This is a genomic window from Pinibacter aurantiacus (genome assembly GCF_019130065.1).
Taxonomy (GTDB): domain Bacteria; phylum Bacteroidota; class Bacteroidia; order Chitinophagales; family Chitinophagaceae; genus Pinibacter; species Pinibacter aurantiacus.
This window is the reverse complement of sequence record NZ_JAHSPG010000011.1, coordinates 72,295-97,346: the sequence shown is the minus strand read 5'-3', so window position 1 is coordinate 97,346 and position 25,052 is coordinate 72,295. Positions and strand designations below refer to the sequence as shown.

The 25,052-nt window shown below is 41.1% G+C and carries 17 protein-coding genes and 1 riboswitch; of the genes, 14 read left to right on the top strand and 3 right to left on the bottom strand.

The window, feature by feature from the left end:
• Positions 1-100: 100 nt before the first annotated feature.
• Entirely contained in the window at positions 101-1,948 is a 1,848-nt protein-coding gene (locus KTO63_RS13800; protein ID WP_232373174.1) for a glycoside hydrolase family 97 protein, read from the top strand.
• Between the two features lie 70 nt (positions 1,949-2,018).
• Here KTO63_RS13800 and KTO63_RS13795 read toward each other — a convergent pair whose 3' ends face one another.
• Positions 2,019-4,481: an arylsulfatase gene (locus KTO63_RS13795; protein ID WP_232373173.1), complete on the bottom strand. Its 2,463-nt coding sequence runs from the start codon at positions 4,479-4,481 to the stop codon at positions 2,019-2,021.
• A 301-nt stretch (positions 4,482-4,782) separates the two neighbouring features.
• Positions 4,783-4,990: riboswitch (cobalamin riboswitch) on the top strand.
• Between the two features lie 145 nt (positions 4,991-5,135).
• On the opposite strand from KTO63_RS13795, the gene KTO63_RS13790 reads away from it, so the two are divergent.
• The 10 genes from KTO63_RS13790 to KTO63_RS13745 all read left to right on the top strand — a co-directional run bounded on the left by KTO63_RS13790 (position 5,136) and on the right by KTO63_RS13745 (position 15,472).
• The gene (locus tag KTO63_RS13790) at positions 5,136-5,726 is read left to right on the top strand and encodes a DUF6580 family putative transport protein (RefSeq protein WP_217791913.1); all 591 of its coding nucleotides are present in this window, start codon (positions 5,136-5,138) and stop codon (positions 5,724-5,726) included.
• 128 nt (positions 5,727-5,854) lie between these two features.
• Complete coding sequence (locus tag KTO63_RS13785) at positions 5,855-6,361, top strand: bifunctional adenosylcobinamide kinase/adenosylcobinamide-phosphate guanylyltransferase (protein ID WP_217791912.1); 507 nt, start codon at positions 5,855-5,857, stop codon at positions 6,359-6,361.
• Positions 6,362-6,410: 49 nt separating this feature from the next.
• Positions 6,411-7,472, top strand: coding sequence for a nicotinate-nucleotide--dimethylbenzimidazole phosphoribosyltransferase (gene cobT / locus KTO63_RS13780; RefSeq protein WP_217791911.1), 1,062 nt, complete (start codon positions 6,411-6,413; stop codon positions 7,470-7,472).
• A gap of 244 nt (positions 7,473-7,716) precedes the next feature.
• Positions 7,717-8,508, top strand: coding sequence for an adenosylcobinamide-GDP ribazoletransferase (locus KTO63_RS13775; protein ID WP_217791910.1), 792 nt, complete (start codon positions 7,717-7,719; stop codon positions 8,506-8,508).
• The gene (gene cobC, locus KTO63_RS13770) at positions 8,493-9,050 is read left to right on the top strand and encodes an alpha-ribazole phosphatase (RefSeq protein ID WP_217791909.1); all 558 of its coding nucleotides are present in this window, start codon (positions 8,493-8,495) and stop codon (positions 9,048-9,050) included. Before KTO63_RS13775 ends, cobC begins: the two co-directional genes overlap by 16 nt.
• Positions 9,051-9,229: 179 nt before the next feature.
• On the top strand, positions 9,230-10,204 hold the full coding sequence (locus tag KTO63_RS13765) for a phytanoyl-CoA dioxygenase family protein (protein WP_217791908.1): 975 nt from the start codon (positions 9,230-9,232) through the stop codon (positions 10,202-10,204).
• 127 nt (positions 10,205-10,331) lie between these two features.
• The gene (locus tag KTO63_RS13760; RefSeq protein ID WP_217791907.1) at positions 10,332-11,519 is read left to right on the top strand and encodes a XylR family transcriptional regulator; all 1,188 of its coding nucleotides are present in this window, start codon (positions 10,332-10,334) and stop codon (positions 11,517-11,519) included.
• 292 nt (positions 11,520-11,811) lie between these two features.
• On the top strand, positions 11,812-12,684 hold the full coding sequence (locus KTO63_RS13755) for a phytanoyl-CoA dioxygenase family protein (protein WP_217791906.1): 873 nt from the start codon (positions 11,812-11,814) through the stop codon (positions 12,682-12,684).
• 6 nt (positions 12,685-12,690) lie between these two features.
• The gene (locus tag KTO63_RS13750) at positions 12,691-13,506 is read left to right on the top strand and encodes a sugar phosphate isomerase/epimerase family protein (protein ID WP_217791905.1); all 816 of its coding nucleotides are present in this window, start codon (positions 12,691-12,693) and stop codon (positions 13,504-13,506) included.
• Positions 13,507-13,552: 46 nt separating this feature from the next.
• Complete coding sequence (locus KTO63_RS13745; RefSeq protein ID WP_217791904.1) at positions 13,553-15,472, top strand: right-handed parallel beta-helix repeat-containing protein; 1,920 nt, start codon at positions 13,553-13,555, stop codon at positions 15,470-15,472.
• Between the two features lie 139 nt (positions 15,473-15,611).
• Here KTO63_RS13745 and KTO63_RS13740 read toward each other — a convergent pair whose 3' ends face one another.
• A complete protein-coding gene (locus tag KTO63_RS13740) occupies positions 15,612-16,772 on the bottom strand; it encodes an MFS transporter (RefSeq protein WP_217791903.1) in 1,161 nt (386 codons plus the stop codon).
• Between the two features lie 334 nt (positions 16,773-17,106).
• Between KTO63_RS13740 and KTO63_RS13735 the strand changes: the two genes are divergently transcribed.
• On the top strand, positions 17,107-18,711 hold the full coding sequence (locus tag KTO63_RS13735; protein WP_232373172.1) for a sulfatase family protein: 1,605 nt from the start codon (positions 17,107-17,109) through the stop codon (positions 18,709-18,711).
• 136 nt (positions 18,712-18,847) lie between these two features.
• Here the strand turns inward: KTO63_RS13735 and KTO63_RS13730 are convergent, their stop codons facing one another.
• The gene (locus KTO63_RS13730) at positions 18,848-19,579 is read right to left on the bottom strand and encodes a GntR family transcriptional regulator (RefSeq protein ID WP_217791902.1); all 732 of its coding nucleotides are present in this window, start codon (positions 19,577-19,579) and stop codon (positions 18,848-18,850) included.
• Between the two features lie 314 nt (positions 19,580-19,893).
• On the opposite strand from KTO63_RS13730, the gene KTO63_RS13725 reads away from it, so the two are divergent.
• Together KTO63_RS13725 and KTO63_RS13720 are read left to right on the top strand one after the other, a co-directional pair.
• Positions 19,894-23,118, top strand: a complete 3,225-nt coding sequence (locus tag KTO63_RS13725; protein WP_217791901.1) for a SusC/RagA family TonB-linked outer membrane protein — start codon at positions 19,894-19,896, stop codon at positions 23,116-23,118.
• 12 nt (positions 23,119-23,130) lie between these two features.
• On the top strand, positions 23,131-25,047 hold the full coding sequence (locus KTO63_RS13720; RefSeq protein ID WP_217791900.1) for a RagB/SusD family nutrient uptake outer membrane protein: 1,917 nt from the start codon (positions 23,131-23,133) through the stop codon (positions 25,045-25,047).
• Positions 25,048-25,052 lie beyond the last annotated feature (5 nt).

Here is a 25,052-nt window from a genome sequence, read left to right as displayed (position 1 = left end):
CAGCAGGCAATCAGTTGAAGAATTACGATAGCCAAATAAAAAAGACTATAGTTTGATTTCAAGATATATCACTATTCCCCGGGTTATAATGTTGATAGCTATGAGCATGCTTGCGTTGGCAGGTAATGCACAGGATAGCCATTCCCTTTTTTCACCCAATGGAAAAATTAATTTTCAACTATCGGTTGTGAATGGAGGAATAAGTTACTCCGCTTTCTATCAAAAAAAAGAGATTATCAAATCATCTGCATTGGGAATAGACGGTTGGGATCATTTGAATTTGCATTCCGTTACTACCGCTAAAAAAGATACTTCGTGGAAGCCTGTATATGGCGAAAGAAATATAGTTCTCGATCATTACAACTCAGCTGTTTTTTCTTTTTGGAAAAACAATAATGAAAGACAGGTTATTCAATTAGAAGTAAGAGCCTACAACGAAGGTATTGCGTTTCGCTATTGCTTTCCGGAACATCCTGCTGGCAGTTCGGATATTGTGATCAGCAAGGATTTAACGGAGTATGCAATGCCCGAAAATACGAGCGCATGGTTTACAGATCATGCACAAGGCGAGTACCGGTTGCTACCTTTAAAAGACTGGCGCGGAGAAGCAGAACGACCGCTAACGTTGCAGCTGAACAACGGATTGTTTGTTTCGTTAGCAGAAGCAAAAGTGGTAGATTATTGCAGAACGAAGTTTGCATTACATCCAGCAAAGCCAAATACCATTGTGTGTTCCATGTTTGACAAAGTAGAGTTGTCTGCTCCTTTTGAAACGCCATGGCATGTAGCAATGATCGCAGAGAAAGCAACGGACCTTTTGCAGAATAACGACATTATCCTGAATCTAAATGATGCCTGCGCGATAAAAAATACGGACTGGATAAAACCAGGAAAAATTATCAGGGAAATATCTCTCTCAACACAAGGTGCAAAGGATGTAGTAGACTTTGCGGTGAAGCGTAAACTTCAATACATTCATTTTGATGCCGGATGGTACGGTTACGAGTATGATAGTACGTCGGATGCCACTGCTGTAAATGTGGACCCGCGCCGCAATCCGAAAAATGATTTGAACTTACCGGAGGTAGTTCAATATGCAAAACAAAAAGGCATTGGTGTTTTCTTATACGTCAACCAAATCGCACTGGCCAAACAGTTAGATACATTATTGCCGCTCTACGAGAAATGGGGCATTGCCGGTCTTAAGTTTGGATTTGTGAATGTAGGCTCCTTTCACTGGACGCAATGGCTTCACGAGGCCGTTAAAAAATGTGCAGCGCATCATTTAATGGTGGATATACATGACGAATACAGGCCAACCGGTTTTAGCAGAACATATCCTAATCTTTTAACGCAGGAAGGTGTAAGAGGCAATGAAGAAATGCCGGAAGCAAACAACAATGCCATTCTGCCTTTCACGAGATTCCTGTGTGGCCCTGCTGACTATACTATTTGCTACTACCACCGTCCGGAACTAAAACCAAGATTAGCAGAAACCCAGAATGCACGAGTGCTGAAAACAACTTCGATGCATCAAATGGCTTTGTCTGTTGTGTATTATAGTCCGCTGCAATTTATGTACTGGTATGATAAACCGGAAGATTCAAAAGACGAACCGGAACTCGAGTTCTTTGATCATTTGCCAACGGTTTGGGATGATACAAAAGTGCTGGATGGTGAAATAGGAAAGTACATAACCATTGCCCGCAAAAAGAACAGTGAATGGTTTGTGGGAAGCATCACCAACAATGATGCAAGGGATATTAAGATCGTTTGTTCTTTCTTGCCTGCCGGAAAGAAATTTAAAGCAACTATTTATTATGATGATCCAGCCTCAACAGTAAGAACAAAAGTCGCGATGAAGCAAATTGTAGTAAACAGCAAAACTGTGTTGGATGCGCATTTGCTCGGATCGGGTGGACAGGCAATTTGGATCAGGCCAATTTAACGTAATAAGCCCGACCTGCCGTATATGCGCTGTTTGCAATATGCGGCAGGCCGGGCTAAAATAGCTATAGTTAGTAGGACATCATTGCTCTTTTTGCCTCTGCCTCAAGATCGACATATGGTTTTCCTTCAACTGTAACACCTACAAATTGGATGGTTCCATTTTTAAATGCGCCTGGTGTTGTGTAGAGACCACTCACCGCATCTCCGCTGTCATAACCAATACACAAGCCATCACCTGAAAGGGTGAACTTGCCGGATTGGGTACGCATAGGGCCCTGTGCCACTACCTTATCGTTCACATATAATTTTAATGTGCCTGTAGACTCTCCGAATTTGCCTGTCGAATCTTTTGTAAACTCAACGCCCAAAGTATATTTACCGGGAGGTAAAGGCCCGGATGAAAATACCTGTTCTGGTTTAATGCCCAGGAAATTGTACACATAATAGAGCTTACGGTCTTTGATGAAAAGAGAATGGCCACCAAAACGCGAGCCGTGTGCGAAAATGACGCCGGAAGCATTTGCTTTTAGTTCGACATTTGCCAGTATTTTATAACTGCGCCCCCTTACATTTACAGCAACTCCTTCTGGTACAGGTTCTGTGCCGGGATAGTAAATATAGCGGTCCCTTGCCGGCTCCTGCGCAGGACGTTCAAGGCCCAATTGTTCAACAGCTGTGCGATCATCAAGGGGGAGGCCAAAATTCTTCTTGGCTTCTTCCAGCCAGAGATCTTGTAGCTCTTTTAGCTTTTCGGGATTTTGTTTGGCAAGATCAGTTGACTCTGAACGATCTTCGTCCGTGTGATAGAGTTGCCAGCTGTCTTTGTCAAAATTACCCTTGCCTGTTAGTGGAGCATGGACCGCAGATGCTTTCCATCCGTCTTTCCAAATGCCACGCGTACCCAGCATCACATAATATTGCACATGTTTTTGTGTGGGATCTTTTTGCTTTGCATCAAAACTGTATTTCATCGAAACGCCAGAAAGCGGGTACTGTTTAACGCCATGATACACATCGGGCATTTTAAGTCCGCAGATATCCAGTATGGTTGGAACAATGTCAACTGAATGATGATATTGATCCCTTAGTTCGCCCTTTGCTTTGATGCCTTTTGGCCAGGATATCACCAACGGGCAGGCAGTGCCACCTGAATATTGCGAATAGCGTTTAAACATCTGGTAAGGACTTGAAAATGCTACTGCCCATCCAGTCGGATAGTGGTTATAAGTGTCTGGGCCACCCAATGTCTTCATGTACTTCATATTCTCGGCAATATCATCGGGGTAGCCATTGAAAAATTTATTTTCATTTACAGAACCACTGGGGCTGCCTTCGCCTGAAGCACCATTGTCTGCAGCATAAAAAATTACTGTGTTATCAAATTGTCCTGATGCTTTCAAATATTGAATTACACGGCCGACCTGTGCATCTGTATATTCGGAAAAACCTGCGTATACTTCTGCCATGTGCGCAAACAGTTTCTTTTCATCTGCACTAAGCGTATTCCATGGTCTTACCATGTCAGCCGGATTCGCCGCATCCTGTGGCATCGGATTAATTGGTGTAAGTTTAGTGCCTTTTGGCAAAACACCTTTGTCTATCATCCGTTGCAAAACCCAGCTTCTGTAAGCTTCATAACCTTCGTCAAATTTGCCTTTGTATTTGGCAATATATTCGGCGGGTGCATGGTGTGGCGCATGATTGGCGCCGGGATTGAACCACATGAACCACGGCTTTGAAGGGTTGCTTCCTTTTTGATCGCTGATCATTTTAATGGCATTATCCGCCAGGTCTTTTGACAAATGATAACCTTCTTTTGGACTATAGGGCGGGTCAATAAAATCATTGTCTTTTACAAGATCCGGATACCACTGGTTGGTTTCTCCACCAAGATATCCATAAAAGCGCTCAAAGCCCATTTGTAGTGGCCACATTGAGCGGCCGGCGCCGGCAGCTATATCCTGTTCTGGTACATTATGATCTTTACCCAGCCAGTAGGTGCTCCAGCCGTTGTCTTTCATGATATCGGCGAGCGTGGCACACTGTTCGGGAATGCGACCACTTGCGCCCGGAAAACCATTGGCTGCTTCGGTAATCGCTGCCATGCCATTTAGGGTATGGTTTCTTCCGGTAAGAATGGTAGAACGTGTTGGCGAACACAACGCGCATGTGTGCCATTGTGTGTAAGTAAGTCCACCCGCAGCAAGGCTGTCGAGTGTAGGCATATTGATCGCGCCGCCATACGTGGACCAGGCAGATTCGCCTGTATCATCGTACAAAATAATTAAGACATTAGGCGAACCGGCAGGCGCCTGTTTTGGTACAAAAGGCGTCCAGTCGGCTGTGGAATTGCGCACATCCAATTCTATTTTCCCCTTAAATGCCGGCGAGCCGCTTGAATCGCCGACGGCAACTGCCGGTTGGTTACCCTTACTACCGTTTTGGTTACACCCGGTAGTTGTAAAAGCGGTGATCGCCCCAACCAATGCAAAAAACAAAAGCTTACATGATCCTAATTTCATGTTGTTCATAGTGCTGTTATTTGATTGTTAATGAGAAGATGATTGCTCCTGAAAAACACTGAAGGCGTGTATTATTTATTACACTATTTTTTATTTCTCCAGTAGTAGCCAGGGAATATTAAAAGAGGGGGGAGTTGTCAATCATCGAAGTAGTAACACCCAAGTTTGGTTTTGGTTCATAGATTTTTTGATCGTTATGTTGTGTTTTGTCTGTAGGGTAGACATTAATCCGATCTAAAAATGGAAAACATTCTTTTCGTATATCCGCAGTCGATGCGAAACAGTCTCAATAATTGTAGAACAATTTAATTAGTTTTGTCGCGAACTTGGTTGGCGCACGCGCCATTAAAAGGGAAGTCCGGTGCAAAACCGGCGCTATCCCCGTAGCTGTAAGCTTTGTGAGTAAGGATGCAAAATTATCTTTAGTCAATGTCGGAAACTTCAAGCCACTGTTTTTTTCACGGGAAGGCATTCAGACATAAGCGAGCCAGAAGACCTGCCAGGTTCAAACGGGATCACTGAGCTTTCGGGAGAAAAGCCGGAGATGCAGCTACGATGATTTTTTACAAGGACACGTTGTTGCTTTTCTACTCTTTCATTATTCGAAAGTTCATTCTTCGTCAAGCATTTTCAACAATAAATTTATAAACTAAACATCTACGAATGTCCATCGAAAAAATCAATCCCCGGTATCTAACGTTACTAGTCATTATTACGGTGGTGGCTTTGATCAGGATACTTACAAACTTCAGCACTGAAATGAGTCCCCTCGCCACGTTTACGCCCATCGGCGCAATGGCTTTGTTTGGCGGTACCTATTTTAGCGGAAGGCTTAAACCGTTTACATTATCACTGCTAAGCCTGTTTGCCAGCGATGTTATATTATCGCTTACTGTTTACAAGCAATACAATACAGGCTTTTTATACATGGGCTGGTATTGGACCTACGGCGCTTTTGTATTGATGACGCTTGCAGGTAAACTAATGGTGAAAAAAGTAACTGTGCTAAATGTACTCAGTGCAGCGATTGTTTGTGTGCTTATACACTGGATCGTTACGGACTTTGGTGTTTGGCTCGATGGTACTATGTACACTAAAGATTTTCAGGGATGGACGCTTTGCATGATTGCTGCGATACCTTATGAACTGAGGTTTGCGGCTGGCGCAATTGTTTACAGCGCCCTTCTCTTCGGTACATTTGAATGGCTGCAACAGCAATATCCGCAGCTAAGGCAAGTGAATGCAGTTGCTTAGATGTTTAACAATTACAAAAAAACGATTAGATAACAATCAGGCATTCCCCCGCAAGGACGGAATGCCTGATTTGTAAAGGTCACCACGTCAGGATATACTTCAACAAAGGCGCTAAACAGAACTTCCCAATGATTTACTTTATTACCGGCGGTGCCAGGAGCGGCAAAAGCAGCTATGCGCAGAAAGAGGCGTTGAGTCTATCGGACAATCCAGTATATGTTGCTACCGCAAATGTGATGGATGCTGAATTTGAACAAAGAGTAACAAGACATAAAGCAGATCGCGATGAAAGATGGACCGCGCTGGAAGAGCCAATGCATGTGAGCAAACTCCCCATAGCCGACCGTGTTGTAGTAGTGGACTGCGTTACACTCTGGCTCACCAATTTCTTTTTAAAATACGAACAGGATATTCACGCCAGCCTTGATGCGTTGAAAAAAGAAATAGATGAATTAGATAACCATCCCGGCACTTTCTTCATTGTGAGTAATGAGATCGGCATGGGACTACATGCAGATACTGAAATGGGCAGAAAGTTTGTGGATCTCCAGGGATGGGCCAATCAATATATCGCAGCCAAGGCGAAGAAAGCTGTATTTATGGTTGCAGGCATTCCTGTTTTCGTTAAAAGTTGAAGGCAGTATACGGTGTATTTTATCAATCTGATTTTTTAAAATAATAGGGATGAACAACATGAGACAAAAGTTACAAGATGTCATTGACAATAAAACTAAACCGCAAGGAGCGCTTGGATTACTGGAAGACATTGCGCTTCAGGTTGGCCTTATACAGAACACCACGTCGCCGTCTGTCATAAGCCCGACCATTGTTGTTTTTGCAGGCGATCATGGCATTGCAGCGAAAGGGTTGGTTAATCCGTTTCCACAAGCTGTTACTGCACAAATGGTACTCAACTTTGTAGCAGGAGGCGCAGCCATCAATGTGTTTTGCAAGCAGCATAACTTACAGCTTTTTGTAGTGGATGCAGGTGTAAACTTTGACTTCGATCCCCGGCTTCCCATCGTTCACAACAAAATTGCAAAGGGAACAGCAAATTACCTGGAACAGGCGGCAATGACTGTTGAACAGTGTAAAGAAGCTATAGCCTTTGGCAAACTGATGGTTGAAAGAATACGACACAACAATTGCAATTGCATTGGCTTTGGCGAAATGGGCATCGGCAATACTTCTGCCGCCGCATTGATCATGAGCGCCATTACGGGCCAATCAATTGAGCTTTGCGCAGGTCGGGGAACGGGAACGAATGATGCGCAATTGCAAACAAAAATTGAAACCCTGAAAGATGTATTTGCTTTGCACCAGCTACAAACACTTAAAGAGGACCCGATACAACTACTGGCCACGGTTGGAGGATTTGAAATCGCCATGATGGTAGGTGCGATGACAGCAGCCGCTGAAAACGACATGATCATAGTAGTAGATGGTTTTATTGCGACCAGTGCATTGTTAATTGCACAACAGCTGCACCCTGACATGTTGCGATACTGCATTTTTGCGCATCAGAGTAACGAGCAGGCACATGCGACTATGCTGCATTTTTTGGGAGCCAAGCCGCTTCTGCATCTGGGCATGCGTTTGGGAGAAGGTACTGGAGCCGCATTGGCAATGCCACTAATACAATCTGCTGTAAATTTTTTAAATCAAATGGCGAGTTTTGAAAGCGCGTCTGTAAGTGGCGCGAAGCAAGCAGAGAGGGCTGATGTTGAATTAATAATTAATAATTAATAAATAATAATTAATAGCGCAACATACTGTGTTAAAATAGACTTCAAGATTGAAAAAATAGTTGCAGCATGTTCAACCTGATTCATTGCCGTTTACTTTAGTCAACGAAAAAAATAGAAAATATAAAAATCATGAAAATCCACGTTCCATTTGAATTTATCTTTCGATGTTACAAACGAAGGGAAGATCAAATTTACAGAGAGGTAAAATATTAATTATTAATTATTAATTGTTAATTAGCACAATGTCTGTACCGCAACGACTTAAAAACGAACGCGATATTTTCCTCACCGCAGTAATGTTTTTTACGCGCATACCGGTGCCCCATTCAATTGGCCATGGACAAGATATGTTGCAAAAATCGGCGCGCTATTTCCCATGGGTAGGGCTGCTTGTAGGCGCCATTAACGCGTTGTCATTTTATTTTTTCCAACTTGTTTTTCCAATGCACCTGTCAATTCTGTTTATGATGATCGTAAGCATCCTAACAACAGGGGCTTTTCATGAAGATGGATTTGCAGATGTGTGTGATGCTTTTGGTGGCGGCTGGACAAAGGAAAAAATATTGATCATCATGAAAGACAGTCGCCTGGGAACCTACGGCGTTATTGGTCTTATCGCAATTCTCAGCAGTAAATTTTTTATAATGGAAATGCTGGCGACGCGACAATCGCTGCCTGTATTCCTTTTTATCATTGTTGCCGCGCATAGCAGTAGCAGGTTGGCGGCAGTTACGCTGTTGCAGCAATACGATTATGTAACTGACGCAGATCAAAGCAAGTCGAAGCCGGTTGCCGATAGAAAGCTTAATGCTGTGGAGTTGTGCATCGCGTTTGCCGGAGGCCTATTGCCGTTTTTATTTCTTCCGGCGGTAGATCTGTTGCCATTGCTATTGGTCATTATTGCGAGGGTTTTGCTGGGCAAATATTTTTACAAATGGATTGGAGGTCAAACCGGCGATTGTGCAGGCGCTACCCAGCAGGTTTGCGAAATTGCTTTTTACATCGGCATTGTTCTACTATGGAAATTTATTTGATTCGTCATACAACCCCCAATGTGGCCAAAGGCGTTTGTTACGGGCAAGCGAATATTGATGTAACCGAAACTTTCCATCAGGAAGCTTCGCAGATTAAGCCTCATTTACCCTTAGGCATACAACAGGTGCATTGCAGCCCTTTGCAGCGTTGTCGAAAGCTGGCTGAGGCATTGTTTCCGCAGGTCGCTGTTCAATTTCACGATGGGTTAAAAGAAATGAACTTCGGTGATTGGGAACTAAAAAAATGGGATGAAATACCTAACGATGAAACGCAGCTGTGGATGGCAGACTTTGTAAACGTATGCGTTCCTAACGGAGAAAATTATGTGCAACTTTACGAACGAAGTGTACAACTTTTCCATCAGTTTATCCAGCCGGCACCGGTTGCTATTGTTACTCATGGTGGCGTTATCAGAAGCCTATTGTCTTACCTCTCCAATACACCACTAAAAGATTCTTTCTCAGCTTTTTCCTTACCGTACGGTTGTGTTGTAAAAATCACAAAAGACAACAATCAATATACTTACAAAATATTTTCTTAGGGTGTAAGGCCTTTCCGGCGTACGCAAAATGACTGTTTTTTTCCGCAAACTGAAACCTGTCAAGCTATTTCTCTATGCTAACTTGGTAAAATGATTCTCAATTCAGGAGCAAGGCTAACAAAAAGGCTTGTGAGGATTTGAACAATAAAGCAATTACTTAGAAATAATAACGACGCTATATGAAGGAATTAACATCGCCATCGCTATCATTTGATCTTGCAGATCATAGCACGCCTGTTGCAAACCTTTTCCATCAACCATCAACTGCAGCGGAATGGGAACAATACATGCTAACAGAAGAACAGGTAAAGTCATTCGAGGAAAACGGATTTATTTCCGGCATCAAAATATTAACTGAAGAGCAGGTTGATTTGTTAAATAACGAACTGGTAAAACTGCAATCAGTAACTCCTGAAGAAAAAAAGTTGTTTTATCACTATGAGAGTAACGAATCAGTAGATCCCAGCAAAGTGCTTTTTCATGCAATTGGCGGCTGGCGGGTTACACCGGGGTTTCATGACCTTATTTGGTCGCCGGCCTACCGCATGGCAGCTTATCAACTGCTCGGAAAATCATTCAGGTTATTTCATGATCAATTGTTCTGCAAGCCCGCAAAACACGGTGGGGTTGTTGCATGGCACCAGGATTTTTCGTATTGGACATTTACCAAGCCAATGCATCACCTGACATGCTGGATAGGTTTGGACAATGCTACGACTGATAATGGTTGCTTGTATTATGTTCCGGGTAGTCATAAATGGGGTTTGCTTCCCATTACCGGACTAACAGGCGATATGGATGCGGTGACGCAGGTGCTGACTCAGGAGCAGAATAGAATTTTCGAATCCAAAGTTGCAAATGAATTGCCAAAAGGTTATGCAAGTTTCCATCATCCATTGACCATGCATGGCTCGTACGCAAACCATTCAGAGAGGCCAAGAAGGGCGGTGGTGATCAATTCAATGGCTGACGGAACGCTTGGCAATACGGCCAATTATGAACGTTTGGATGCCTTGCATGGCTTTCCTGCAATGGAACAGGACCAGGTGCTTGATAGCCGCTTTTTCCCACTTTTGTTTGACGGTGATAAAGAGTTGGGATCATTAACGAATGTGCCTAAAGTTGATTGGAAAAATTTGTATAAAGCCGGATAATTACAGTAGTAACTCAAAATTAAAAGTCAAAAGTCAAAAGATAAGCAGCCAGCCGAATTTTGAATTTTGACTTTTTAATTTTCATTTATCTTTAGAGAGATTTTCTTTACCATTAATAATCTCTCACTTGAATAAGAAGCTAAAGATTGCTGTGCTTGTGGATGTTTCCCGCGCCTATGACAGGGACATATTATTGGGATTTACCAATTTTAATAAGATACACAACAAGTTTATTTTCTTCGCCTTTTCTCCTAACTACATACATCGGGAAAATCAAAAAACGCTCATCGACCGCGTAATAGCGTGGAAGCCGGACGGTATCTTAACAAGAGAGATAGAAGGTTTTGAAAGACTCCTTGGTTTGGATATACCCCTTATCATTTCGCCTCACACTAATTTGTACAAAGACAAAATAAATTTATGGGGACGCAACAAAGCGATAGGAGAGACGGCTGCTGTATATTTTATTTCGAAGGGTTATAAGAACTTCGCTTTTTTGGGATTCAAAGATTTTCAATGGTCGCTGGAGAGGCAGGCGGGTTATATAGGGGAAGTTAACAGATTGGGTTTCAATGTGAATTCTTTTGTTTTTGACAACACAAATGTATTGTGGGAATATTTGCCGGAAAAACTTACAGGATGGCTGGCCGGCATAGAAAAACCTTGCGCAATTTTCTCGGTCAATGATGAATTGAATATTCATTTGCTGGAAGTGATAAAAGAAATGGGAGGAAGAGTGCCTGATGATTTTTCTGTGTTGGGAGTAGATAATGATACAATGATCTGTGATATGTCAAACCCTACACTGTCAAGCATTGAAACCAACGGAGAGCAATCTGGCTTTAAAGCTGCGGCGGCCTTAAGTTTGTGGATTGAATTTGAAGAAAAGCCGGCTTTTGATATTGTAGAAGAGCCTGGAAATGTTATAACCCGCAATTCTACAAATGCGCTCGCCATTGACGATGAGCAGCTGCGTACAGCTTTGTACTATATAACCAATACAGCACCAGTGAAAGAAATTTCGGTTGACGATGTTGTTAACGCTACACTTTTATCTCGCCGGAATCTTGAAAGGAAATTTCAGCAGGTTATCAAAAGTTCTATACTGGACGAAATAAAAAAAGTAAGAATCCAAAGAATTAAATTTCTGTTGGAAAACTCCGAGCTTACTGTTCAGCAAATAGCTGACGAAATGAACTTTAACAACACTGATAATATCACCAGGTACTTCAAGCAATTCGCAGGAACCACTCCCAAAGATTATCGCAACAATCTCTCCCAGGATAAATATTTAAAGAAACGCCCCTTGCACTAAATCTTTCAGGTTATTGAACATTACGTCACCAGTGTTATGTATGGAGTTTTACGGACCACTGTGTGTTTGTCACATGCCAGTGGCATGCGCAAATAGATTGTTTTTTGTCGCAAACTGACAGAATTCATCTTTTAATCGTGTTCTAACTTGTACTAATTTCTTTTGACATAATCTGAAATTAACCATGACTTGCCCAACGATGGAACCAATGGCCACGGGCGGAAGCGTATGGAGGCAAAAAAGAGGTTGTTACGGTTAAGTAAATATTATTCATCTCATAAATGTTTTTATTATGAATCACGAAAATGCTTATGTAGGTCGTGGAGGCATCACTAAAGAAAATATCTCCTTCTATGCAGTCAATGGCTTTTTGATTGCACCTGGACTTTTGACTACTGATGAAATTGTGGCATTGAAAAAAGAAACCGCCGCCATTTTTCGTGGCGAGCGCGGATATGTTGAAGGCATGGTTGATGTTAATAAAGACGAGACTGATAATGATGTGTTGAAAAAATACGTAGCCATTCATTTTCCTCATAAGTTGTCGGAACAGATCCATGCTTTTTTGTTTCATCAAAAAATTGTAGACGTCTTAACAGAAATTGTTAGCCCCAATATAAAGTGCATGCAATCCATGCTATTTGTAAAAGGGCCCGGCAAAGCAGGCCAGTCGTGGCACCAGGACGAATACTATATTCCTACCAGGGACAAATCACTTGTAGGTGCGTGGATAGCCATCGACGATGCTACGGTTGAAAACGGCTGTCTATGGATCATTCCGGGCCGACCGGGCCATATGATACAACGGGTAAAGAATAATAGCGACGAGTATGCTGACGTTGATACAGCAGATGTATCCGCATATTCCGACCAAATGATTCCTGTGGAGGTAAAAAGCGGCTCCGTTGTTTTCTTTAATGGTTATACATTACACAGTTCGTTAAGAAATAAAACAACTGATTGTTTTCGCACCGCTTTGGTGAATCATTACATGAGTGCTGAATCCATGCTTCCATGGGACCAGGATGGAAAACTTGAACCTACAGAGGATTTGAGGGATATAATTCTTGTTGCCGGCGAAGATCCTTACGCATGGAAAGGAACCGTAGATGCAAACAAACCATACTTGCGACCTGAAGTTTTGAAAATTAAAACCGATCTATAAATTACTATGCAAGTTCAATTTTTTTGCCCACGCTGGGGAAGCGAAAACATTCAGTGGGATGTTTTTTGTAAAAAAGTAAAAGAAGCAGGCTATGATGGAATTGAGTACGGTATTGGTAATACAGCGTCTGCGAAAGAACTAGATGAAGTTTGGAATGTTGCAGAGAAATACAAATTGAAAATTATTGCACAGAGCTGGGAGAATACCGAGGCTGATTTTTCGAAGCATCTGGAATGTTACCATGGATGGCTTGAAATGATTAAACCTTACCCCATTGTAAAAATAGATTCACAAACCGGCAGGGATTTTTTTTCGTTTGAGCATAACAGTGCATTGATTGCTGAAGCCACACGTTTCACAAACGATACCGGCATTCAAGTGGCGCATGAAACCCATCGAAATAAATTAATGTTTGCAGCACATATTTCAAAAGACTATCTGGAAAGGATACCCGAAATGAGAATTACCCTCGATGCTTCTCACTGGGTGTGCGTAGCAGAATCTTTTCTTGAAGACCAGCCAGCCGCAATACAACTCGCCATAGAAAAAACCATCCATCTCCACGCAAGGGTTGGCTATCCAGAAGGGCCGCAAATACCTGACCCGAGAGTAAAGGAGTGGGAGCCTGCGTTGGAAAAACATTTGGAATGGTGGGATAAAGTAGCTGCGTTAAAAACACAGCAAAATGAAGTGCTCACCATTACTCCCGAGTTTGGCCCATATCCCTACATGGTACACGATCCTGCATCTGGACAACCAATTGCTGATCAATGGTCGGTAAATGTATTCATGATGAATTTGTTGAAACAACGTTATCAGTAAAAGTCTATCTCACTTGTTGTGGCATTAAATCGATAAATCAACTTTTATGAAGAGAGTAATTGTGGTTTTGTTTTTTGTAACTGCTTTTATTACTGGATTCGCACAAAACAAATTGGGTCATGGTAAAGAGTTTCACGTCTCAGTAAGTGGCAGTGATGCCAATGATGGTTCTATATCCAAGCCACTTAAAACCTTAATGGCTGCCGCGAATGCAGCTATGCCGGGCGATGTGATCACTGTTCATGCGGGCGTGTACCGCGAGCAAATAACGCCTCCACGCGGTGGTAACTCAGGAAATGAACGCATCGTTTACCAGGCTGCCAAAGGAGAAAAGGTGGAAATAAAAGGTTCTGAAATAATTAAAGGCTGGAAAAAGTTGGATAATGATACCTGGGAAGTAAAAATTTCAAACAGCTTTTTTGGCAAGTTCAATCCTTACAGCGACACTATTCACGGCGATTGGTTTGTTCCCCTGCCTAAAGAGCGAAAATATTTAAGAGGTGCTGTTTACCTCAATGGCAGCTGGTTGATGGAAGCCGCCAAAAGAGAAGAAGTGCTTAACAAAGCAGACACAAAAAATCAACTCTGGTCCGCTTCGGTAGATGCTGACAGCACTACTATTTGGGCGCAGTTTGTAAATGTAGATCCTAATAAAGAGTTGGTAGAAATCAATGTTCGCGAAACTGTTTTTTATCCTGATAAACCATTCATTAACTATATCACTGTACGAGGTTTTACTTTAGAACAGGCTGCAACCAATTGGGCGCCGCCAACGGCTGAACAAATGGGCCTTATAGGCACACACTGGAGCCGCGGTTGGATCATAGAAAACAACACTGTGCAGTATTCCAAATGCGCAGGTATTGCATTGGGAAAATATGGTGATGAATTTGACAACAGAAATACGGAATCTGCTGAAGGTTATGTCGGCACCATTAAACGTGCGCTGGCATTTGGCTGGAACAAGGGAAGTATCGGCGGCCATATTGTTCGCAACAACACCATTGCTTATTGCGAGCAGGTGGGTGTAGTAGGCAGTATGGGTTGTTCGTTTAGCACAGTGCAGGGAAATACCATTCATGATATTTATGCACATCGTTTATTTGGAGGCGCTGAAATGGCCGGCATTAAATTTCATGGCGCGGTAGATGTGCAAATCAAAAACAACCGTATTTACGGTACAGATAAGGCCATTTGGCTTGACTGGATGGCGCAGGGAGCACAAATAACAAACAACCTGTTATATGAAAATGATCTGGACATATTCCTGGAAGTGAATCATGGTCCCACACTGGTAGCAAACAACCTCTTGCTTTCTAAGGTGAACGTACTTATGAACAGTAGTGGTGCCGCTTTTGCCCACAATCTATTTGCGGGTGCATTTAATGTTTATGGTTATGATCCACGGTTAACACCTTATCATAGCCCTCACTCCACTTACATGGTTGCATTACACGATAACCCAAGTGGAGATGTACAGTTTGTAAACAACCTGTTTGCGATGCAAGGCAACGCCATGCGTTATAACAAAGCTTTGCTTCCCGTAACAATGAGTGGTAATGTATATACCATGGGGACCAATCAAGGTGATCCCAAAAATAATATCAGTTGGGTAAGAGGTGTGAAAGACTCTATAAAAGCTTTGATGAAGGACAAGCAGGCCTATGGCGAATTGGATAAGCAAAATTTTGACGCAGCCGCCAGGTTTATCAAAGATGGTGATGCCTTTTACCTGGAAATAAGCCTCGATAAAAATTGGTTGACGGAACAAAAGAGACAATTGGTTACAACGCAAACACTCAAACCTGCCATCGTTCCCAATCTGCCATTTGAAAATCCTGATGGTTCTATGCTAAAAATGGATGCCGATTATTTGGGAAACAAACGCAATACATCCAATCCATCACCAGGGCCTTTTGAAATTTTAAAAACAGGAAAGCAAACGATAAAAGTTTGGACAAAATAATACAACGGATGGGCGTTTAGAGAATCTGAATTCTTATGTTGAATAACCTAAGAAAAAATAAAAAATAGGAAAATGATAAAGGGCGATCACAATCGCCCTTTAAAAATACGTTCATCAACGAATTGGTATTTGATTTACTCTATTTTACAGGTTCGCTTTTTATTTTTACTGAGCAAAACAGTAGGTACAGGACGCCGACGAGTATTACAAATATGGCACCGTTTTGTGTGTTAAATACATCTGCCGCATAGCCTGAAATTAGAGGAAGTATGGCTCCTCCGGCAACTCCCATTATCATTAAACCGGAAATTTCATTTGCTTTTGTTGGTTCTGTTTTGATGGCTGCTGAAAATATGATGGAGAATACATTTGCTATACACAATCCTAGTATGAAAATAAGGACTTGCAGCACTTTTAAATCATGGACGAATAGAAATAACAATAGGGTTGCGACAGCTGCTAACATGGTCATTCCTAAAAACTTGCGTTCAGATAACTTGGAAAGCAAAAAACTGCCTGCAAGTGAACCAATTGTACGTGCTGCAAAATATACGCTATTGCCTTTGGCAGCTTCATCTAGTGGTAGGTTGCATTTTTCCATTAATATGCGTGGTATACTTATGTTTAAACCTACATCGACACCAACCAATAACAGTATACCCAGAAATAAAACAAGTATAGCTTTGTCTGAGAGGAGTCCAAAACAATCTCCAAAAGTTGAAGTAGCAACCTGTGTTGTTTCCTTTTTAACAGGGGTAAGCAAAATCCAAATTCCCGCTAATATGGTGGTTGCGCCAAATACAGGAAATATGTATTTCCAGTCGCCCCAAATGCTTACAGCTTTTATGGCTACTATCGGACCAAGGAATGATGCTATCGCTTTTATAAACTGACCAAGGGTTAATGTGCTGGAAAGATTTTTACCACTTACAACGCCTGCCAGTAATGGATTTAATGATACTTGTACAATGGAGTTGCCTATACCCAGCAAAGCAAATGAAAGCAGCATCATTGGATAATTATAGGCTATTAACGGACAAAACAATGCGACAATTGTTATTGCAAGACTTATTAATACGGTTGCTTTTCTGCCTATTTTATTCATTAAAATGCTGGTAGGTATGGAAAATACGGCAAACCAGAGAAAAACCATAAAGGGTAGAATGTTGGCAATTTTATCTGTTAGCTGAAAATCCTGCTTTACGTAATTGGCAGAAATACCAACGACGTCCACAAAGCCCATTATTAAAAATGTAAACAAAATGGGAAGTACTTTTGAAATATTCGTGTTATTAGGCATACAGAACTAAAGATTTTAAAAAATGAAGATAGGCCGCTTTTTGATATGTTGGAACATATGAACATATTAATTTAAAAATATTGCGAAATATCATAAAATTTCAAGCTAAGACGAACAAAGATGTTATCGGAAAGCAATCTTTACAGTCTTACTGCCAGCTTTGGCATTGCTTTAAATATCAAGCGGCTCTTTCTGGTTTTGCATTTAGTCACGTGCTTTTATAGGATAGAAAAATTCAACAAAATCAACTGCCTGAAACTTAATGTGACTTAAATGTAAGAATGTATATACAAATAGTGTAAGTTTGAACTATGATCAACAAAATATCCGCTATATGAAAAGGTTGAACTTAAAAATGCTTTTGTTCTTTTTGCTTCTTACGTCAGTTGTTTATTATTTGGTTTCCTGCAGAACGGTAAAAGCCGCTGCTGGGGAAAGCAGCAAATCGCAAGGAGAGGCTCCGCTTGCTAAAAAACCGAATATCATTTTGATAGTTACAGATGACCATGCATACCAGGCAATCAGCGCATATGGATCAAAATTAAACGGTACTCCAAATATTGATAGGATTGCGAATGAAGGCGCACTCATGACTGAAGCTTGTGTCACAAATTCGGTATGTAGCGCCAGCAGGGCCGTTATATTAACAGGAAAGTATTCTCATATTAATGGATTAAAAGATAATGGCACTTTCTTTAACGGCGCCCAGGAAACGTTTCCGAAAATATTGCAGCGCAACGGTTACAGAACCGCTGTTATAGGTAAATGGCATTTATGGAGTGATCCTACAGGCTTCGATTATTGGAATATACTTCCTGCTCAGGGCCATTATTATAATCCGCCCTTTGTTAAAATGGGAAAGGACACTGCCTACAAAGGTTATATAACAGATGTTACTACCGATTTGTCTTTGGATTGGATTGAGAAGAATAAGAATAATCCTTTCTGCTTGCTATTGTTTCACAAAGCACCTCACCGCAATTGGATGCCGCCGCTTAAATACCTGGATATGTTTAACAACAAAAAGTTTCCATTGCCCGGGACTTTTTATGATAAGCATGAAAACAGGCTGGCGCTGCAACGTCAGTTAATAACCGTTAGCGACCATCTTGACGTGCGGTATGATAGTAAAATACCTTGCGATAGTTGCGCTGTTACTCCCATTAACGATTGGGCTCCCGGCGAATATCAAAAAGAAATAGAAAGGCTTACACCCGCGGAACGCAAAGTGTGGGATGCGGCCTACGCCAAAGAGTATGATGAGTTTAAAAAATTGAAAACAAAAGATGAAATAGTTCGCTGGCAGTTTCAAAGATATATGGAAGACTACCTGCGTTGCGTGCAATCCGTAGATGATAATGTTGGTCGTGTGTTACAATATCTGGATGATAGCAAACTTGCCGATAACACAATAGTGATCTACATGTCGGATCAGGGTTTTTACCTTGGCGAACATGGCTTGTATGATAAACGCTTTATGTATAAGGAATCGTTCCGCACACCAATGATGATTCGTTATCCGGCAGCCATACCCGCAAAACAAAAGTTGCCTGAATACACGTTAAATCTTGATATAGCGCCTACATTGCTTGACCTCGCCGGCATTCCTGTTCCTTCAGACATGCAGGGCGAATCAATGAAACCTTTGCTTGTAAAAGGAAGTAAGAAGGATAAAAAAGACAATTGGCGTAAAGAGGTTTATTATCATTACTATGAGGTGTCTTTTGGGCTCACCAAACATTATGGCATTCGCACCCCTGATTATAAACTTATTCACTTTTATGATCCTATTGACAGCTGGGAATTGTATGATCTTAAAAAAGATCCTGACGAACTGAAAAACCTGTACAATGATACTGCTTACAGTAATGTAATTGCCGATTTAAAAATGCGGTTAAAAAAACTACAGGAAAAATATAAAGATGATGTGAAGAAATGAGAAGAAAATAATTACAAACTATTGCAATAGCTTTTTATTTGTAAAACTATAGACGCTTCAGGAAGTTACGGTTGCTCATGGATGGGCAACCGTTGCTCTTTTCACCAGCAGCGTTTTTACAACGATAAAAACGCTTTTAATCCCGCCGGCTTTCCACTGTATATACAAAACTATCTGCCCTGTAATAGCCGAGATTGTACTCAATGGGACGATCTCCCTGGTCAAACACAAATCTTTTTCTCAGCAATACGGGGCTGTTTTGCTCGATTTCAAGTTTTTCAGCTATGAACTTGGTAGCGGCTTTTGCACTGATTTCTTCTTGCGATAAAGTAGCAATGATATAGTGCTCTTTTTCAAGAATTTCGTAAAGGGGGCGTTTGAAATCTTCTTCTCCTGTAAGTTCCACACGAGGATGGAAATAAGAGATGAAATACACGAAAGGACCTTCCGGCTTTCCTCTCAATCGTTCAAGTTTAAGCACTTTTTTATCGACACCTATACCAAAAAAGTTAGCTACCTGCTCGTCAGGATTAACCCAGCTAACATGCAGTTCAAAGTTCTTTATGGGAATGCCCCGGGCTTGCATTTCCTGTGAAAAAGAAAGCCAGTTGTTTGATTTTGAACTCACCGAACCTCCGGCAACCTTGGTGCCGATACCTTTTTTCCGGACCAGCAATCCTTCATAAACAAGCTTATTAAGAGCCTGGCGCAAAGTAGTTCTTGAAATAGCCAATTGTTTCGCCAAATCCACTTCGTTAGGTAAAAGTTTGCCATCGGCATATTCTGGATCATTAATAAGATTTCTTAATAACTGTTCTGCCTGTAAGTGGAGGGGTACATAACTCTTATGGTCTATGGAGAGCTTCATACGGCTGTTGTTTTATGAGTTTTATCAAAAATAGAAAAAAAATTTGTTAAGATATATATATGTATCTATGTTTGTACATATGATTGCTTATACTTCACAAAAAAAAATTGCCAAATGAAACCTCTAACCCTCAGTCCACACGGTTTTCTTTCAAATCCAGGTGCCGTTAAGTCATCTACACAGTTTAAAAAATTGCCCTCAACTTAAAATCAAAGCTATATGAAATAAACAAAATGAAGTTTTTCACCCATTCCGGAGTTGGCTTTATCTGCCCCTACAAAATCAACAACAAAAAGAAACCAAAAGTATGATCTATGAAATTGTTAAAAATACCCTTCGAAAAAAAGGAAACTGACCAGCCTGTAGTTTGTAAAAACAGTGCTACGGTGCTTGCTCTAAAAATATGTAAACGATATTGTATTGTTCCCTTATTGCTTGTTCTCGGTTTATTAATGAATGTTCCTGTACTTGCACAAAACGCCAGGAACATTACAGGTTCGGTTATGGATGACAAAGGCAACGCTTTGTCTGCTGTATCAATTATTATTAAGGGCTCTAAAAACGGTGCCAGCACAGACGAACTTGGAAAGTTTGCCATTAACGCAAAATCCAGTGACGTACTTGTTTTCACCATGACAGGTTATGGCACTGTAGAAATGCAGGTAAATAATCATACAACGCTTAGTGTGCGTTTAACACCTTCATTATCCTCACTGGGAGAGGTGGTTGTAGTAGGTTATGGCACTCAGAAAAAATTGGCACTTACCGGTGCGATTTCCACTATTAAAGGATCGGATATCGTAGCAACTAAAAATGAGAACGTGTTGAACTCATTGGCAGGTAAAGTGCCGGGCTTGAGAGTTGTTCAAAATACAGGTGAACCTGGTGACTTTAACAGCAGTTATGATATCCGCGGCATGGGTCAACCTCTATTAGTAATTGATGGAGTTCCAAGGGATGACATCGCTCGTATAGACCCTAACGATATTGAAAGCTTTTCAATATTGAAAGACGCTTCTGCAGCTATTTATGGTGTTCGTGCGGCTAACGGTGTAATCTTGATTACTACCAAAAAAGGTAAAAAAGGATTTGAGTTAAATTACTCAGGAACTTACGGTTGGCAAGTACCTAGCAGGCAACCTGCAAAATTAAGTGCAGCAGAATGGATGACACTTTATAATGAGGTATATAAGCACAACATAGCTAATATAGGCAAAGCACTTCCTTATGATTCAGCTACAATTGCTAATTACGCAAACGGCACCACTCCATCAACTGATTGGGATGATGCTGTACTAAGAACCTCTGCCCCGCAAACACAACATAATATCAGCGCTTCGGGCGGAAATGATAAAATTAGCTACTTCGCCAGCTTAGGTTACACACATCAGGATGGTATGTTTAAGAGCGGCGATTTGTTTTACAACCGCTATAACATGAGATCAAATGTTTCGGCTAAGCTTTCAAGCAACCTGACTTTTGATTTTAACCTGAGCGCCATCATGGATCAAAAGGATATGCCTTCAGGTGATAATGGCACATGGTGGGTATATAGAGATCTTTGGTACCAGACTCCACTTCAGCAAGCATATGCAAATGGTAACCCTGATTATCCAAGCACTACTATCCAGGATCCGTTAAATCCTATTGTGCATAGTACTTCAAAGTTTGCAGGTTATCAAAAGCTGAATAACAAATGGTTCCAGTCTTCTGTGGCATTGACTTATAATATTCCTCAGGTGAAAGGACTTAGCATAAAAGGTATGTTCAGCTATGACTACAACACTAACAATAATAAAATATACCAGAAGTCGTATAAATTGTATAGATACGATGCTGCTACCCAGGCATATATTACGACTTCAACGCAAAGGACCAGCCTTCTGCAAAGGTACTTTTATCAGAAACCTCAGTCTCTGAGTCAGCTATCATTGAACTATGCAAATAGTTTTAAACGACACAGTGTGACTGCGTTCCTGGCATTTGAAAATACAACCAGAACAGGAGACAACTTTGGTGCTCAAAGAAATATTTCTTTACCTGTTGATCAGTTATTTGCAGGAGATGATAATGATCAGCAGAAAGCACTTATGTCCAGCGATGCATCTGTAATGTACAAGTATATATATTCTTCTGTGATAGGCAGATTGGCTTATAACTACAATCAAAAATACTTTGCCCAGTTCAGCTTTAGAGAAGATGGTTCTTCAAGATTTGGGACTGGTAAACAATGGGGCTTCTTCCCATCAATGGAAGCAGGATGGAGAATTTCTGAAGAAGGTTTCTGGAAAAACACAGACATCTTGGCGCAGAATATCAACAACGTTAAGTTAAGAGCCTCTTATGGTATAACGGGTGATGATAATACAGCTAACCCTTATCAATTTTTAAGCGGCTACGATTATCCTTCCGGTGGTGCTGTATTTGGAGGGCAATATGTTGCAGCAGTTTCAAACAAAGGTATTCCTAATCCTAACTTTACATGGTACACAGCAAAAACATTTGACTTAGGTATAGATGTAGAAGCATGGAAAGGATTAGTGAATTTCTCATTCGATTACTTTGAACGCAACAGAACAGGTTTGCCAAGTACTCAGACAAATACATTATCTGAAGTAGTGGGAGTAAACCTACCACAACAAAACCTGAATGGTGATCGTACAAGAGGTTTTGATTTTGAAATTGGCCATAAAAACCACATAGGTCAATTAGGCTATAATGTACGAGCTACTTTCGGCTATGCACGTACTATGAAAACAAATGTAAATGCAGCCAGGGCGGGCAACTCTTATCTTAACTGGGTGAATAATCAATCTAATCGCTATAATGATATTTATACCGGTTATGGATCAAACGGACAATTCCAGTCATGGGAAGACATTCAAAACAGTCCTGTTTTTGTAAGTACTGCAACTGGTACAGGTACACTTCCCGGTGATTACATATATGAAGACTGGAATGGTGACGGACAAATCAATTCAGGTGATAGCCATCCTATTGCAACCCAGGGTATGCCGTTGATTACTTATGGAGTTACTCTTGGAGGCAGCTATAAAGGATTTGATTTGAGTATGGTGTTCCAGGGTGCTGCCAGAGTAAATGCAGCTTACACAGAGCAATTAGCACAACCACTTTGGGCTAATGCCGGTGGTTTGGAACAATTCATGAGCAGATGGCATCCTGCTGATCCTAATGCAAATCCTTATGATCCAAGCACGAAATGGGTTTCCGGATACTATGCTTATACAGGAACAGTTCCTTTTGTAAATACAATGTCTAACCTCCACAGCGCAGCTTATTGCAGGTTGAAGAGTATGGAAATTGGTTACACGATCTCTCCTAAATTATTGGAACGGATAGGCATCAAAAATATCAGAGCTTTTGTAAGCGGATATAACTTGTTAACCATTACTCCGTTGAAATATATTGATCCGGAACGTCCGTCTAATGTAGGAGCAACCGGTGCTACAGCAAGTAACTATGGTTACATGTATCCTGTAGACAAAATGTATACGTTAGGCTTAAATGTTAAATTTTAATTCTTGCAACTTATGAAATCAAAAATATTTTTTGCATTTGCATTTTTTGTTACACTCATTACAGGGTGTAACAAAAATCTGGATGTCGCACCGCCCAATATTCTAAATGAAAGCGATGTGTTTGGAACCACGAATGGTATCACGGCATATATGGCGAAAATGTATGCAGATTTACCAATGGAAGACTTTAGGTATGCACCTGCCAACAGCTTTAATTCTACAGATTGGAATCAAAGTCACTATGCTTCTGCAATGACAGGGGAAGCTCTCAGCCGTGGTCAGGGTAGTAACACTGAAACTTTTGACTATTTCGGTGGTGCATATACATTGATCAGAAGAGCTAACCTTTTCATACAAACAATACCTAAATATGCAAGCCTGTACAATGCTGCTGATGTGAAAAGCTGGATAGGTGAGGCACAATTTATCCGTGGAGTTACATACTTCGCTTTGGTAAAACGTCTTGGTGGTGTGCCTTTGGTTGATAAGGTATTGACAAAAGAGGGCGCTACTATTGATGATTTGATAGCAGAGAAAGAAAGCTTCAAAATTCCGCGTAGTAGTGAAGATTCTACGTATATGTTTGTTGCTAACGATTTAGATTCAGCGTACGCTAACATGGCAGCAACAAATACGTTAGGAAGAGCTACAAAATATGCAGCTGCAGCGTTCAAATCAAGAGCTATGCTTTTCGCGGCAAGTATTGCAAAGTATAACACTATATCATTGATGGATGGTACAAAAAGACTTTGCGGTATTGACCCAGGCAGGGCAGCATATTATTATAAAGCAAGCATTGAGGCTGCCAATTTATTAAACGGCCAATTTAGCTTGTATAAAAATTCCTGGTCAGCTACAGATAAAAATGCACAGTATCAAAACTTCGTGAATTTATTCTTTGACGCAGGCAGCAAGGAAAACATTTTCGTAAGACAGTTTAAGTATCCAAGTTTGGCGCATTCGTACGATTGGCAAAATGTGCCTCGTCAGTTGTGGGGAGGAACAGGTTCTTCTCAAACCTGTCCTACATTGGATTTTGTTGAAATGTTTGATGGATTACCTCTGGATGCAAACGGAAGATTAAAAACAACAACCGGCGATGGTCAAACCGGTACTTATAATTTGTATACCAATCCTATGGATCTGTTTGCAAATGCAGAACCTCGTTTGAGAGCTACTGTTGTTTTACCGGGAGATATGATTAAAGGTCAGCCTTTTGATGCTCGCAGAGGTTATTATTATGGCGCTGCCGGAGGGCCTGCTGCACCATTCACTCGTCCTGCCAATGCTACTGCACTATCTGTTAAACCATTGGATACCGTAGCGGGATTATCTCCAAGAACGTATGTAGGTGGTACAAGCGGATATTTCTCTGATTATACAAACCCAGGTTCTCTTACCGGATTTTCTATTCGTAAATATATAGTTGCTGATAAAGCAACAGCTGATGTTACAGGAGGTAAATCAGATCAAACATGGATAGAAATGAGATATGCAGAAGTTCTGTTAAACCGTGCTGAAGCAGCATTTGAATTGTCATCACTAGGTGAAGGATCTTACCTGGCACAAGCGCTTACAGATATTAACGCGATACAAGACAGAGCGGGTGCTTCTAAAACTGCATCAGGAGATCTTACCAGAGACATCATCAGAAAAGAAAGAAGAAAAGAACTGGCCTTTGAAAATAAAACATGGTGGGATCTTATCAGATGGAGAATAGGTGATAGCAATACAGAACAACCATCAACAGGGCGTGTGTATAGAATATTAAATCCATTTTTCTCTACATTGGATCAGAAGTACTTTTTCGAAACAAAGTCTGATGAAAAGAACACCATATATAAATTTAATAGTCAATGGTATTATAAAAAAATACCTCAGGCATCAATAGACAAGAGTCCTAATTTGAAACAAAATCCTGGATATTAAAACAT

What these genes read in the sequence shown, in the direction of transcription:
- KTO63_RS13800 (WP_232373174.1), top strand. Translation starts at nt 101, where the DNA reads ATGAGCATGCTTGCGTTGGCAGGTAATGCACAGGATAGCCATTCCCTT.
- KTO63_RS13795 (WP_232373173.1), bottom strand. Translation starts at nt 4,481, where the DNA reads ATGAACAACATGAAATTAGGATCATGTAAGCTTTTGTTTTTTGCATTG.
- KTO63_RS13790 (WP_217791913.1), top strand. Translation starts at nt 5,136, where the DNA reads ATGTCCATCGAAAAAATCAATCCCCGGTATCTAACGTTACTAGTCATT.
- KTO63_RS13785 (WP_217791912.1), top strand. Translation starts at nt 5,855, where the DNA reads ATGATTTACTTTATTACCGGCGGTGCCAGGAGCGGCAAAAGCAGCTAT.
- cobT (WP_217791911.1), top strand. Translation starts at nt 6,411, where the DNA reads ATGAACAACATGAGACAAAAGTTACAAGATGTCATTGACAATAAAACT.
- KTO63_RS13775 (WP_217791910.1), top strand. Translation starts at nt 7,717, where the DNA reads ATGTCTGTACCGCAACGACTTAAAAACGAACGCGATATTTTCCTCACC.
- cobC (WP_217791909.1), top strand. Translation starts at nt 8,493, where the DNA reads ATGGAAATTTATTTGATTCGTCATACAACCCCCAATGTGGCCAAAGGC.
- KTO63_RS13765 (WP_217791908.1), top strand. Translation starts at nt 9,230, where the DNA reads ATGAAGGAATTAACATCGCCATCGCTATCATTTGATCTTGCAGATCAT.
- KTO63_RS13755 (WP_217791906.1), top strand. Translation starts at nt 11,812, where the DNA reads ATGAATCACGAAAATGCTTATGTAGGTCGTGGAGGCATCACTAAAGAA.
- KTO63_RS13750 (WP_217791905.1), top strand. Translation starts at nt 12,691, where the DNA reads ATGCAAGTTCAATTTTTTTGCCCACGCTGGGGAAGCGAAAACATTCAG.
- KTO63_RS13745 (WP_217791904.1), top strand. Translation starts at nt 13,553, where the DNA reads ATGAAGAGAGTAATTGTGGTTTTGTTTTTTGTAACTGCTTTTATTACT.
- KTO63_RS13740 (WP_217791903.1), bottom strand. Translation starts at nt 16,772, where the DNA reads ATGCCTAATAACACGAATATTTCAAAAGTACTTCCCATTTTGTTTACA.
- KTO63_RS13735 (WP_232373172.1), top strand. Translation starts at nt 17,107, where the DNA reads ATGAAAAGGTTGAACTTAAAAATGCTTTTGTTCTTTTTGCTTCTTACG.
- KTO63_RS13730 (WP_217791902.1), bottom strand. Translation starts at nt 19,579, where the DNA reads ATGAAGCTCTCCATAGACCATAAGAGTTATGTACCCCTCCACTTACAG.
- KTO63_RS13725 (WP_217791901.1), top strand. Translation starts at nt 19,894, where the DNA reads ATGAAATTGTTAAAAATACCCTTCGAAAAAAAGGAAACTGACCAGCCT.
- KTO63_RS13720 (WP_217791900.1), top strand. Translation starts at nt 23,131, where the DNA reads ATGAAATCAAAAATATTTTTTGCATTTGCATTTTTTGTTACACTCATT.